Annotated in this window: 15 protein-coding genes; 9 read left to right on the top strand and 6 right to left on the bottom strand. The window is 40.8% G+C overall.

From position 1 onward, the window contains the following. Window positions 1-49 precede the first annotated feature (49 nt). Entirely contained in the window at window positions 50-688 is a 639-nt protein-coding gene (locus ABTP35_RS02170) for a DUF1684 domain-containing protein (RefSeq protein WP_293294207.1), read from the top strand. Between the two features lie 58 nt (window positions 689-746). Here ABTP35_RS02170 and ABTP35_RS02165 read toward each other — a convergent pair whose 3' ends face one another. The 5 genes from ABTP35_RS02165 to ABTP35_RS02145 all read right to left on the bottom strand — a co-directional run bounded on the left by ABTP35_RS02165 (window position 747) and on the right by ABTP35_RS02145 (window position 4,416). After that, window positions 747-1,787 carry an outer membrane beta-barrel protein gene (locus ABTP35_RS02165; RefSeq protein ID WP_293294209.1) on the bottom strand — a complete coding sequence of 347 codons (1,041 nt, stop codon included), beginning with the start codon at window positions 1,785-1,787 and terminating at the stop codon, window positions 747-749. 137 nt (window positions 1,788-1,924) lie between these two features. Beyond that, complete coding sequence (locus ABTP35_RS02160; protein ID WP_293294211.1) at window positions 1,925-3,205, bottom strand: ammonium transporter; 1,281 nt, start codon at window positions 3,203-3,205, stop codon at window positions 1,925-1,927. Window positions 3,206-3,237: 32 nt separating this feature from the next. Then, window positions 3,238-3,576, bottom strand: a complete 339-nt coding sequence (locus tag ABTP35_RS02155) for a P-II family nitrogen regulator (RefSeq protein WP_224835235.1) — start codon at window positions 3,574-3,576, stop codon at window positions 3,238-3,240. A gap of 272 nt (window positions 3,577-3,848) precedes the next feature. After that, window positions 3,849-4,220: a fluoride efflux transporter CrcB gene (gene crcB, locus ABTP35_RS02150; RefSeq protein WP_293294214.1), complete on the bottom strand. Its 372-nt coding sequence runs from the start codon at window positions 4,218-4,220 to the stop codon at window positions 3,849-3,851. A gap of 16 nt (window positions 4,221-4,236) precedes the next feature. Continuing rightward, a complete protein-coding gene (locus ABTP35_RS02145; RefSeq protein WP_293294216.1) occupies window positions 4,237-4,416 on the bottom strand; it encodes a hypothetical protein in 180 nt (59 codons plus the stop codon). 345 nt (window positions 4,417-4,761) lie between these two features. On the opposite strand from ABTP35_RS02145, the gene ABTP35_RS02140 reads away from it, so the two are divergent. Then, window positions 4,762-5,148, top strand: a complete 387-nt coding sequence (locus ABTP35_RS02140; RefSeq protein WP_338193492.1) for a nucleoside triphosphate pyrophosphohydrolase family protein — start codon at window positions 4,762-4,764, stop codon at window positions 5,146-5,148. Window positions 5,149-5,176: 28 nt separating this feature from the next. Here ABTP35_RS02140 and ABTP35_RS02135 read toward each other — a convergent pair whose 3' ends face one another. Then, on the bottom strand, window positions 5,177-6,244 hold the full coding sequence (locus tag ABTP35_RS02135; protein ID WP_375334409.1) for a branched-chain amino acid aminotransferase: 1,068 nt from the start codon (window positions 6,242-6,244) through the stop codon (window positions 5,177-5,179). Window positions 6,245-6,350: 106 nt separating this feature from the next. Here ABTP35_RS02135 and ABTP35_RS02130 point away from each other — a divergent pair, with 106 nt between their 5' ends. From ABTP35_RS02130 to ABTP35_RS02100, 7 genes are all read left to right on the top strand, one after another. Continuing rightward, the gene (locus ABTP35_RS02130) at window positions 6,351-6,827 is read left to right on the top strand and encodes a DUF4920 domain-containing protein (protein WP_252079142.1); all 477 of its coding nucleotides are present in this window, start codon (window positions 6,351-6,353) and stop codon (window positions 6,825-6,827) included. Continuing rightward, window positions 6,824-7,486: a tRNA (5-methylaminomethyl-2-thiouridine)(34)-methyltransferase MnmD gene (mnmD, locus tag ABTP35_RS02125; protein WP_375334408.1), complete on the top strand. Its 663-nt coding sequence runs from the start codon at window positions 6,824-6,826 to the stop codon at window positions 7,484-7,486. The genes ABTP35_RS02130 and mnmD overlap by 4 nt, the downstream gene beginning before the upstream one ends. Before the next feature lie 131 nt (window positions 7,487-7,617). Further along, window positions 7,618-8,562 carry a TIGR01777 family oxidoreductase gene (locus ABTP35_RS02120; protein WP_252079144.1) on the top strand — a complete coding sequence of 315 codons (945 nt, stop codon included), beginning with the start codon at window positions 7,618-7,620 and terminating at the stop codon, window positions 8,560-8,562. Window positions 8,563-8,699: 137 nt separating this feature from the next. Then, window positions 8,700-9,275: a nucleotide exchange factor GrpE gene (locus tag ABTP35_RS02115; protein WP_293294228.1), complete on the top strand. Its 576-nt coding sequence runs from the start codon at window positions 8,700-8,702 to the stop codon at window positions 9,273-9,275. 6 nt (window positions 9,276-9,281) lie between these two features. Then, window positions 9,282-10,400, top strand: coding sequence for a molecular chaperone DnaJ (gene dnaJ / locus ABTP35_RS02110; protein WP_293294230.1), 1,119 nt, complete (start codon window positions 9,282-9,284; stop codon window positions 10,398-10,400). 181 nt (window positions 10,401-10,581) lie between these two features. Further along, the gene (locus tag ABTP35_RS02105; RefSeq protein WP_293294232.1) at window positions 10,582-11,520 is read left to right on the top strand and encodes an ATP-binding cassette domain-containing protein; all 939 of its coding nucleotides are present in this window, start codon (window positions 10,582-10,584) and stop codon (window positions 11,518-11,520) included. Then, window positions 11,510-12,850, top strand: a complete 1,341-nt coding sequence (locus tag ABTP35_RS02100) for an ABC transporter permease (RefSeq protein WP_293294233.1) — start codon at window positions 11,510-11,512, stop codon at window positions 12,848-12,850. The genes ABTP35_RS02105 and ABTP35_RS02100 overlap by 11 nt, the downstream gene beginning before the upstream one ends. Window position 12,851 lies beyond the last annotated feature (1 nt).

Below are 12,851 nucleotides of genomic sequence, written 5' to 3'. Positions count from 1 at the left end.
GTTATCTTGATTTGGTTTAGAACCGTATTTTTGTACAAATACTTTCTGAATGAAATATACCATATTACTTTCGGTCATTTTTTTGATTTCCTGCGGACAAGGTAAAAAGTATCACGACAATGATAAAGTCGAGCCCGTTACATCGGATTTGGTAGCGGATATTTTAAAGTATCAAAAGGAGCAAAATGAAAGTCTGAAAGATCCGGATACATCTCCCTTACCGGACAAATACAGGAAGAATTTTGAGGGTTTGGATTTTTTTGAGCCGGATACGACCTACCTGGTCAAAGCGCGTTTTGAACGTACCCCTGATGCCACTCCTTTTATGATGCCCAGTACGACCGATTTGCAGTCCCAAGAAGTAGTTTACGGCATTGCCCACTTTAGGCTCAACGGAAAGGAACATAAATTGGAAGTGTACCAAAGTCTGGATTTGATGGGGGAAGAAGGTTATGAAGATTACCTGTTTTTGCCGTTTATGGACGAAACCAACGGAGAGGAAACCTATGGAGGGGGCAGGTATATTGATTTGACCATCCCAGAGGGGGATACATTGGTAATCGATTTTAATAAATCATACAACCCTTATTGTGTTTATAATAAAAAGTACTCCTGCCCTCTAGTGCCAAGGCAAAATTATTTGAGAACTAATGTGAGAGCAGGAGTGAAAAACTTTATAAAGGATTAAAAAAAGCCTTAATCCCAATGGAATAAGGCTTTCGTTGTTTTTTTAACTAGCATTGAGGTTAGAAGGAATAGATCGCAGCGATCAAAAATGAAGATTGATTACTGGTAAAATCTCCGTCGCCATCCGCATAGGGCTCAAGGTCATTGCCCCAAGTATCCAAGCGTACCTCAGGTTTTATTATTAGATTTTCCTTTGTAAAACTTCCGGTCAACGTTAAACCAAGAACTGGGGAGTCGTCCTCAAGGGCATCATCAGTGAAGGTCATGTATTCACCGCGAAGCCCAATGGCAAAACTATCGGAAGTCGTCAATTGTGGGTAGATCGCAGCTCCATAAAAACCAGTTCCTGTTTCGGAATTGTCGTTATAGGCTGCATTGATGCCGAAGAAGAAATCCTCGGTCACATCAAATCCACCGGTATAATCAACTTCAAAACCAAGGCCACCACTTTTTCCACTATCGTAATATAGGTTCAGGAATTGATCATAAAAACCTAGTTGGCCACCCAAGGAGTATTCACCAGAATCACTAATATCATTGGTATCCCATGGATTCATTACCGCAAGCATTAAGCTTACATCGTCCGATAGGGCAAAATCTGCTTTTATGCCCAAGTGCGAAAATGGTCCGTTGGAGAACAGGTAAGAAACACTATAGTTAAAGTTTGCCTGTGGGGCGATAACCTCATACCCTAAAAAGGTGTTGAAACGACCCATGGTCAAGGTCGTACCTTCGGAGACATTCCAATACACATAGGCCTGGTTGATGATGCCGTTAAGTACATCATTTTCAAAAGTGGCCTCGGTACCTCTAGGTCCAAAAACCAAGTCAACTACGACACCAGTGTCTCCCATGTCATAGGTGCCTACAAGATTGGCCATGCCCAGTGCAAAACCAGTTTGGTTGGCAAAGGATGTAAAAGTTGCGGTATCCGCTTCTCCAGCATCCTTAAAGGTAGTTCTGTAATAAGCATCAACAGACCCGCTAAGGCTAAACTTGGAGGTGGTTTCTTCTTCCTGTGCAGAGACAGAAAATGATAGTGTTGAAATTATGGCAATCGCCATAATTTTTCCGAAATTTGTATTCATAATCGTTTTCATATCATGATCATTTTAAGTTGTCCTTTTTATTAAGGACCGTTAGTTGTTTTATAGTGAGTTGTGTTTGAAAAGGTTATTTAACGGAGCGTTTGGCAGAACGCTCCGTTTCCTTTGGCAATCTTTGGTTATTTGTAGGGCTATTTATCTTGAGAAATGTGTTCCGGGTAGGCTTCCACGCCATGTTCGTGAATGTCCAAGCCGTCAATTTCTTCTTGTTCGGACACTCGTAGCCCAATGGTTTTCTTTAAAATAAAGAGAACTATAAAAGATGCAACGGCAGCCCAAATAATATAGGCCAATGACCCGTAGGTCTGTACCCATAAAAGTTTTCCGCTTCCTCCGTAGAACAATCCGCCGTCAAGTGCAAATAGGCCGATTAAAACAGTTCCAAGGAAACCGCATACTCCGTGAACTGAAATCGCGCCCACGGGATCATCTATCTTAAGTTTTTTATCAATAAGTTCGATGGACAGCACCACTACAATACCGCAGATCAAACCAATGGCAAGCGCTCCCCATGCATTTACTGAGCCACATCCGGCGGTAATTCCTACCAAACCGGCCAAAGCACCATTGAGTGTCATGGAAATGTCGGCTTTCCCATACCTTGCCCATGTAAAAAACAAGGCGGCTATGGCTCCTATTGCAGCAGCCAGGTTGGTGTTGATGATTACACTAGTGGCTCCAATGGTATCATCTCCGCCCCAGGCCAATTGTGAACCTCCGTTGAACCCGAACCATCCTAACCAGAGGATGAAAACACCCAATGCACCGAACGCCATGTTGTGACCGGGAATTGCTTGTGCCTTGCCATCTACATATTTTCCGATTCTGGGTCCTACTAGTATCGCTGCCACCAAGGCTGCCGCACCACCAACGGCGTGTACTACCGAAGAACCTGCAAAATCAACAAATCCTGCAGTGTTGAGCCAGGCATCGTCGTCGAAAGGCCAGTACCAGCTACCGGAGATAGGATAGATAAGTGTGGTAAGGATAACAGAAAAAATTAGATACGTGGAAAATTTGGTCCGACCCGCAATAGCACCCGATACAATGGTTGCTGCGGTCGCGCAGAAAACTGTTTGGAAGAAAAGGTTGTACCAATCGTCGGCACTAAAAAAGAAGTACCCCTGATCTGACGGGCTGGATCTAAAAAAACCGCCACCTACAAGGTCGCTGCCATACATAATGGCATAACCTACGGCCCAGAACATAACGGAGCCAGCGGCCAGGTCCATTATGTTTTTCATGATGATGTTACCGGTGTTCTTACTGCGTGTAAAACCAATTTCCAATAAGGTGAACCCTGCCTGCATAAAAAATACCAAAATGGCCGCAAGGGTTATCCATAAAGCTCCCATATCGCCTGTAATGGCTTCCACGGCTTTGTCTATTGCTTCTTGTTCTTGTACAATCATAATCTAAGTTTTTAAGTTTTTGGCTATTAGTGTTAGTTGATTCCTGCGCTTCCGCTTTCTTTGGTCCTTATTCGATAGGCTTCGATCACATCGGAGACAAATATTTTTCCGTCACCAACATTACCAGTGCTTGCCGTATCCAATAAAACATTCACGGTTTTTTCCAGAAAGTCATCGCTGACCACGATAACCAAATACCTTCGTTGTATTTCGCTAGTGCTGTACGATATACCACGATAGACGTGTCCAAGTTTTTCATTTCCAACTCCTGTTACATCCCAGTAACTGAAGAAGTTGACCTCAATTTGATGTAAGGCTTTTTTAACCTCATCAAATTTGGATTTTCGAATAATTGCCTCGACTTTTTTCATAATTAAGTAGTTAATTGTTGTTTCAAATATATCTTAATTAAACAAAGAGGCTATAAAAAGAGGGGTAGTTGTCGTGATTTTTATTACTATAAAAAAAATACCCCTAATAATTTAGGGGTATCCAATTTATAATAAACTTTTATCAATTATTTGTTGATCTTATGTTAACATATAGTGTTAAAACTTTGATATTTTTCACAAAAAAGCTGTTTAAGACTATAAAATGTTCAATATTTAACAAAAATTAACTAATATGATTTGGTTTGTAACGGCTAAGGTTGTTTGGCTAACCATAAACCTAAAACAACCGACAAGATACCAAGGATAATACTGGCCATCATATAAATAGCGAAATTAAGGTAATCGCCACTTTTTAAAAATGTATGCTTTTCAAAAGCGAATGCGGAGAAAGTGGTAAAGCCACCACAAAAACCTGTGGCCAATAATAGGCTGTTGTTCTCGGAGAGTATATCGCCTTTAGCGGAAAAACCTAAAACAAGCCCGATGATAAGACATCCCAAAATATTAACTGTAAAAGTACCGATAAAGAAATTCTGCGAAATGGAATTGAGGGGTTTTGATACTAGATAGCGCAATACGCTGCCAAATCCTCCTCCTAAAAAAACAAGTAAGGCCTGTTTCATGCCTCAAAGTTACAAACTAAACCGCTTTTTTGTATTCGGTTTCTAAAGACTCCCGAGGAAAAAGCTTGGTAGTGGTAGATTCGGAAATTTTACGAATCGGTTTTGTAAATGTCTCCTTGGCACCATTTACGCTGAAAATCAAAAGAATGGCATTAATGGTGAGCAATACGAAAAGTATACTAAGAAAAACAGTCATTTAGGTTAGGTGCTAAAATAATGTTAAACAAAAGTACGGGTTTTCCTATAAGAACGAAATCCAAGGGCTGTTAATGTTGTGAAAATGAGGATTTTTGTTGCGATTGCAATTAATCTGTTAATTTTTGAGAAAAAATTTAATAAGGAACAGTGTAACTATGAAAATCAGAAAAGAAACAAGAATCCAGATAACACCTTTATAATTTTTTTTGTGCAATTTTTTGTCTTTTCGATAAGAAAGGGAGATAATTGCCACAAAAGCAATAAAAAACAAAGCTGCAAAAACAATCTGTCCTGTACTGAACATATTTTATAATTTTATGCAAAGCTAAATCAAAATTAGATAATGGAAAGTAAAATAAAAGCCGTGGAATTATTCCACAATTCTTTTGGGCTTGGAGTTTCCCAACAGCCAAAAGCCAATTTGGGAGAAGAAAAAAATCTACTGCGATTTAATTTAATGGACGAAGAGAATCGGGAATACTTGGAAGCGGCCAATAATAACGATTTGGTGGAAGTGGCCGATGCCTTGGGGGATATGTTGTATATTTTATGTGGGACGATCTTGGAACATGGCATGCAATACAAAATTGAAGAGGTGTTCGAGGAAATACAGCGAAGCAATATGAGCAAGCTTGGTGCGGATGGGAAACCTATTTATAGGGAAGACGGGAAAGTGCTCAAAGGGCCAAACTATACCAGACCGGATATTCAAACGATAATGGATAAATAAAAAAGGCGCCGTTTCGGCGCCTTTTTTGTTAGATGACTTCGTGTCGCCATCCAAATTTATCTTCTGATCGGTTATATTGAATATCCGTGATTCTTTTTTTCAATAAGGACGCGTAGCTGTTATCCACTTCGGGAAGTTCGTAATCCTTTCCATGGTAACCGAATCCAGAAATAGGAGATACTACAGCTGCGGTACCTGCTCCGAACATTTCCTTTAGGGATCCGTTCTCTGCAGCTTCAACAAGTTCATGTACCGAAATTTTGCGGACTTCGGTTTTTATACCTTCATCCTCTGCAATTTTTAAAATGCTCTTTCTTGTGATACCATCCAAAATACGATCACTTGTAGGTGCTGTCATCAATGTATCGTTGATCCGCACAAAAACATTCATAGCGCCCGCTTCTTCAATAAATTCATGGGTATTGTCGTCTGTCCAGATTACTTGCTGGTAACCCTTGTCGGCCGCAAGTTTGGTAGGGTAAAACTGCCCGGCATAGTTGCCGCCCGCCTTGGCGTAGCCAACACCGCCGTTTGCTGCCCTGGAATAGGTCTCCTCGATCAATACTTTTACTTTACCTGAAAAATAAGATCCAGAAGGCGCACAGGCAATTATAAATTTGTACTCGTCCGCAGGAGATGCATGGAAACCATTGCCAGATGCAAAAACGAACGGTCTAATATATAAAGAGCTTCCGGGATTTTGAGGAATCCAATCTTTTTCCAATTGGATCAAGGTTTGTAGCCCTTCCATAAAATGGGCTTCCGGTATTTCCGGAATCGCCAAACGTTGTGCTGATTTGTTCAATCTTTTGCAATTGTCCAAAGGTCTAAAGAGCCAAACCTTCCCGTTCTCATCCTTGTAGGCTTTCATTCCCTCAAAAATGGACTGTCCGTAATGGAAGATTTTGGCCGAAGGATCCAGCGTAATAGGTTGGTAAGGAACCACTTTTGGAGTGTTCCACTCGCCGTTTTTATAGTCGCAAACCAACATATGGTCCGAATAGACACTTCCAAAGGAAAGATTGTCAAAATCAATATCTTGGATTTTTGAAGATTTAGTCTTTTCTATAGCAATTTTGTTAGCCATTGTTTCCATATCACTTACATTTACAGTGTTAAAATTAGCTATTTATTGTTAGTTTTGGACGATTCACAAATCTAAATGTTATACTTAATCTACATTTACTTAAATGTTATCAAAAATGAGATATTTTAACACAATTGCTACTGTATTTTTAGTAGGAGTTCTTTTTGTCTCCTGTAAACAAGAAACGATACAAGGGGATTATTTCGGTCAGGAATTCCAGGTTTCTGGAAAAGCGTCCAAAACCGCTGCACCTTTTGATCAAATTTCAGAGAAAGATTCGCTTCAGACCCAAATGATCGGTGAAATCAAAGAAGTTTGTCAGGCAAAAGGATGTTGGATGAAGGTTAAACTTGAATCCGATGAAGAAGTGTTTGTCCGGTTTAAGGATTATGGTTTTTTTGTGCCCAAAGATGCTGCGGGTAAGAAAGTTGTGATGAACGGCGCCGCATTTTTAGAAGAAATGTCCGTAGAAGACCAAAAACACTATGCTGAGGACGAGGGCGCTTCTGAAGAAGAATTGGCCCAGATCACTGCCCCGAAAAGGACACTTAGGTTCGAAGCTGATGGTGTTTTGATCGCAAACCAGCCTTGAAACGAAGAATAATTACGACAGGGGACGGTTCCAAGACCATTCAAATAGAGGATTGGAGCGAGCAATACCATTCCAAACACGGTGCAGTGCAAGAAGCTTACCATGTATTTATTGAACATGGGCTGCGGTTGTTCAACAATAGATCCATTACCATACTGGAAGTTGGTTTCGGTACAGGGCTTAATGCACTTATTACCTTATTGGAGGCTGCCAAACAACAACTAACGGTCGAATATATTGGAGTAGAGGCCTTTCCTGTTTCTGTGGATGAAATAAGCGCTCTGGATTATTGTAGGCAGTTGGGTGCAGATAATGTTGAAGCATCTTTTAATAAAATGCATAGTTCCAACTGGGAAGAAGAGGTAGCTATAACACCGGATTTTTCGTTGCTCAAACAAAAAAAGGATTTTAGGCAGATCGACGAGGAAAACCTTGTCGATCTTGTTTATTTTGATGCATTCGGGGCACGTGTGCAACCCGACCTGTGGACCGAAGAAATTTTCTCGATCATGCACAATGCACTCAAGCAAGAGGGCGTATTGGTAACGTATGCGGCAAAAGGTAGTGTAAGAAGGGCGATGCAGGCTGTTGGATTTACCGTGGAAAGGTTGCCTGGACCACCCGGAAAAAGAGAAATGTTAAGGGCCATAAAGATGTGATTCCTAACAATTTGTTAACCCATGGTGCTTTGCAGGACTATTTGGCACTAAAGTTTAAACAAATATGTTAAACCTAAATTAAGGTCTGATCAACAGACATTTAAACCTGTAAATTTGTACAAAATGTTGCTATGAAGGTGTTGATAACAGGAGCTACGGGTTTGGTCGGGCAGGCCATTGTAAAGGTGCTTCACGATAAAGGAATACCCGTAAATTATTTGACCACAAGTAAAAACAAGATTACCTCCCAAGAGGATTTTCAAGGTTATTATTGGAATCCTTCCAAGGGAGAAATAGATTTGGATTGCTTTAAAAATGTTCAAGCAATAATAAACTTGGCAGGTACCACCATTGCTAAACGTTGGACGCCAAATCACAGAAAAAAAGTTCTCCTAAGCCGAATTAATAGTCTGCAAACCTTAAAAAATGGATTGGAGCAATCCAATAATAAGGAAGTTGAATGCCTAATTTCTGCATCGGCGGTTGGGATATACCCAGATTCCATAAGTGACTTTTACGACGAGACCGAGACCAAAGTTGACGACGGTTTTTTGGGCGATGTGGTCCAAAAGTGGGAGGCCGAGGCCGACTCGTTTCAACAGTTGGACATAGACGTGGCCAAAATAAGAATTGGAATCGTATTGGACAAAGATGAAGGAGCTTTGCCCAAAATGTCGCAACCGGTCAAGAACTTTGTTGGGGCGCCCTTGGGCAGTGGTGATCAATGGCAATCTTGGATCCATATCGAAGATTTGGCACAAATGTTCGTGTTTGCCGTGGAGAACAATCTGAAAGGAATCTATAACGGGGTCGCACCAAATCCGGTTACCAATACCAAAATGACCAAGGAATTGGCAAAAATATTGGACAGGCCTTTATGGTTGCCAAACATCCCGGCATTTTTATTGAAGGCAATTTTGGGTAAAATGTCCGCCTTGGTATTGTCCAGCCAAAGGGTTAGCAGTAAAAAAATCGAGGAAGAAGGTTTTACATTTCAATATGTGAACATTTGCCAAGCATTAAGGAGCTTGTACAGTTCAGAAGCCTCGGATGTTCCAGCTTCTGTAGAGGCATAGACATATTTAATTTTATGACGATATTGATGGGAAAAGTCCGCTTAGGCGGCTTTTTTTATGATTTGCGGTGACATTTTGACATTTTTGGACAATTGGCAGTACTTTTGCCACTTCAAATTCGAATAAAACAATTGAACATGAGCAATAAAAGTAAGGTTGAGGAAATAGAAGATGAGCCTAAAAAAGGGCAAACCGAAGAGAGTACTGAGCTGAACGATGATCATATAGAAACCAGCGACACGGAAGAAAACAATGAAGAATTGTCCGAGGAAGAAAAACTACGTGAAGATTTGGCCAAAGAGAAGGAAAAATTTTTAAGACTCTTTGCCGAATTTGAAAATTACAAGCGCAGGACGTCCAAAGAACGTATGGATCTGTTCAAAACGGCAGGACAAGAAGTCATGGTGGCATTGTTGCCCATTTTGGACGACTTTGATCGAGCCTTGAAAGAACTCTCCAAATCCGAGGACAAGGAAATGTTCAAAGGTGTGGAACTTATCAGCAATAAATTTAAAGAGACCCTGAAAAACAAAGGATTGGAGCCTGTGCAGGCCGAACCAGGGGATACTTTTGATGCGGAAGTGCACGATGCCATAACCCAAATTCCTGCACCGGACAAAAAAATGAAAGGGAAAATAATCGATGTGGTCGAAAAAGGATTCAAGCTCGGAAATCGTATCATTAGACACCCAAAAGTAGTAGTAGGAAACTAAGAGTGTATGAAGGAGGATTATTACGAAATATTAGGAGTATCCAAAGGAGCTTCGGCCGCAGAAATAAAAAAAGCCTACAGGAAAAAGGCAATCGAGTACCACCCGGATAAAAACCCAGGCGATGCCAAAGCAGAAGAAATGTTCAAAAAATCTGCCGAAGCATACGAGGTATTGGGAAATCCGGACAAAAGGGCAAAATACGACCAGTTTGGCCATGCCGCGTTCGATGGCAGTGGAGGCTTTGGTGGCGGAGGTATGAACATGGACGATATCTTCAGTCAGTTCGGTGATATTTTTGGCGGTGCTTTTGGTGGAGGTGGATTCAGTGGTTTTGGCGGTTTTGGCGGTGGACAGCGAAGAACCAAAGGGAGCAATTTGCGCATCCGTGTAAAACTCACCCTAGAGGAAGTTGCCAATGGAGTAGAGAAAAAGGTAAAAGTAAGACGCAAGCGACAAGCAGAGGGAGTTACCTATAAAACCTGCCCCACTTGTAATGGAACCGGACAGATTACCAAGATCACCAATACGATATTGGGTAGAATGCAAACGGCGACCACATGTACCACTTGTGGCGGCGCCGGACAAACTATTGATAAAAAGCCTACAGGAGCAGATGCACAGGGACTAATTGTGGAAGAAGAAACAGTTTCCATTAAAATTCCACCAGGTGTAGAGGACGGTATGCAATTAAAAGTATCCGGCAAGGGTAATGATGCTCCCGGAAACGGAATCGCAGGTGACCTCTTGGTAGCCATTGAAACCCTTGAACACGAAACGCTAAAGCGCGAAGGAGACAATTTACATTACGACCTTTATATAAGTATGCCAGAAGCAGTTCTTGGAAGTTCCAAAGAAATAGACGCCATTGGGGGAAAGGTTCGTATAAAATTGGAATCCGGTATTCAGTCGGGAAAAATTTTGAGACTCCGAGGAAAGGGAATCAATAGCCTAAATGGCTATGGCAGTGGTGATTTGCTGGTGCATGTAAACGTTTGGACCCCTAAAAACATAAATAAAGAGCAGAAGGAGTTTTTTGAACGTATGCAGGGCGACGACAACTTTGCCCCAAGTCCCGAAAAATCGGATAAATCCTTTTTTGAAAAGGTAAAAGACATGTTCTCTTAAGAATAAAAACCTTCTGTTTAAATAAAAAACGTATATTTGAAACTGATGTTGGGTGACCGATATCTAATTTTCTTTTTCATAGCAATTTTTTTCCCATCCTTGATTTTTTTAAGGGTGGGTTTTTGTTTTTATAGAAAATGCAGGTTATCTGCAAATACATATCTTTGAAAAAATACTATACATGGATCATATCCTTGTTGCCGAAAATGTGACCAAATCGTACGGCAACTATACTGCCTTGAGCAACATATCTCTTCAAATACCCAAGAACTGCATATACGGACTATTGGGTCCCAATGGTGCGGGCAAAACCTCGTTCATAAGAATTATTAATCAGATTACGCACCAAGATTCCGGAGAAATTTTTTTAAATGGAGAGCCGTTGGCGCCAAAGCATATTGCTTCCATAGGGTACTTGCCCGAGGAAAGAGGCTTGTACAAAAGCATGAAGGTAGGGGAGCAAGCCCTTTATTTGGCACAGTTAAAAGGGCTGTCCAAGAGCGAGGCCAAGACTCGATTAAAATATTGGTTCGATAGATTGGATATTGGGGATTGGTGGGATAAAAAGATTCAGGAACTATCCAAAGGGATGGCCCAGAAGATTCAGTTTATTGTAACGGTATTGCACGAGCCAAAGTTGTTGATTTTTGATGAACCTTTTAGTGGTTTCGATCCAATAAACGCAAACATCATAAAAGACGAAATTCTGCAATTAAAGGAAAATGGAACTTCGATCATTTTCTCTACGCACCGGATGGAATCGGTCGAAGAACTTTGCGAGCACATTGCCTTGATCCATAAATCCGAGAAAATATTGGATGGGAAGCTATCCGACATCAAAAAGGCATACAAGAATAATATTTTTAATGTGGGCGTACAATTGGAATCGGACGTTGGTATATTCCTGCAAACACTAAAGGAAAAATTCAATATACTTTCCTCGGATATTGATGAGGTTGAGCAACAGATTAATTTTAAGGTGCAGTTACCGTCGTCCCAAACAGGCGAAATTTTGACAGAACTTTCCAAAACTACGAACATAAATAGGTTTGAAGAAACCATTCCTTCGGCCAACGATATTTTTATACAAACCGTAAATAGCAAGGATAATGGCAAGTAAGCTTGGACTGATCATAAAACGGGAATATTTGGCCAAGGTCCGAAATCGTTCCTTTATAGTGATGACGATATTGAGTCCACTTCTAATTGTTGGGATGATCGTGCTCATCGCTTATTTGGCAAAGATCAATGATGATGAAACAAGGGTCGTGTCGGTTCTTAACGAAAGTGCATTTTTTCTGGATGAATTAAAGCCTTCAAAAAGTATCTCCTACGTTTATTTTGATGATTTGACCTTGCAGCAAGCCAAAGATTCTACTAATACTTTGGAGTATTATGGGCTGTTGTACATACCCAATCTGCCTTCGGTGGAAGAAGCTGCCAAAAATAGTTATCTGTTTACCAAGGACAATCCCAATACATCCATAACAAAAGAATTGGAAGCCGTTTTTCAAAAAAAATTAAGACAAGATCGTTTGCAAAAGCTCGGGGTATCGGCAGAACAGTTCTCGAGCGTGGAAAAATCCTTTGAGATCAACCTGTCAACATTTGAAGGCGAAAAAAGTATCAAGGGAATCAATGAGATCAAGGCATTTATAGGAGGTGGTTTTGGTTATGCGATTATGATGTTCATTATCATTTACGGTGGGTTCGTTATGCGGAGCGTGATCGAAGAGAAAACCAGCCGGATCATAGAAGTGATCATATCTTCGGTAAAACCATTTCAGTTGATGCTGGGAAAAATAATAGGCAATTCTTTGGCAGGGATTACACAGTTTTCCATTTGGATCGTCTCTGCATCGGCATTAATGTTTGTCGCTGTTCTAATTTTTGGGATAGATCTCTCGGCACTTTCCGGGGAATCGGCAATGCCTACAGGGCCGATGGGAAGCATGTCGCAATTGGGGGCAATGGATACCGAAATGATGCTGTATGCCAAGGAAATCTACGATATTCCTTGGGGGTTGCTCATTGTGTCCTTTTTTATCTACTTTATTCTCGGTTACCTTATATATAGTTCCATTTATGCGGCGATCGGTGCGGCAGTGGATAATGAGACGGATACACAGCAATTTATCTTTCCTATTATATTACCTTTAATGTTGGCTATTTATGTGGGATTCTTTTCTGTTTTTAGCAATCCTCACGGGCCCATTGCAGTTGGGTTTTCATTGTTTCCATTAACATCGCCTATTGTAATGTTGATGCGATTACCGGGCGGGATTGGTGAGGGCGGTGTACCTTTATGGCAGTTTATCACCTCGATTTTGTTGTTGGTCATTACCTTTTTTGGTATTGTATCGTTGGCGGCCAAGATTTATAGAACAGGCATTTTAATGTACGGTAAAAAACCTACGTACAAGGAATTGATTAAATGGTTAAGATATTAGG

The sequence above is a fragment of the Flagellimonas alginilytica genome (genome assembly GCF_042134605.1).
Classification (GTDB): domain Bacteria; phylum Bacteroidota; class Bacteroidia; order Flavobacteriales; family Flavobacteriaceae; genus Flagellimonas; species Flagellimonas alginolytica.
This window is presented reverse-complemented; position numbering and strand designations above follow the sequence as displayed.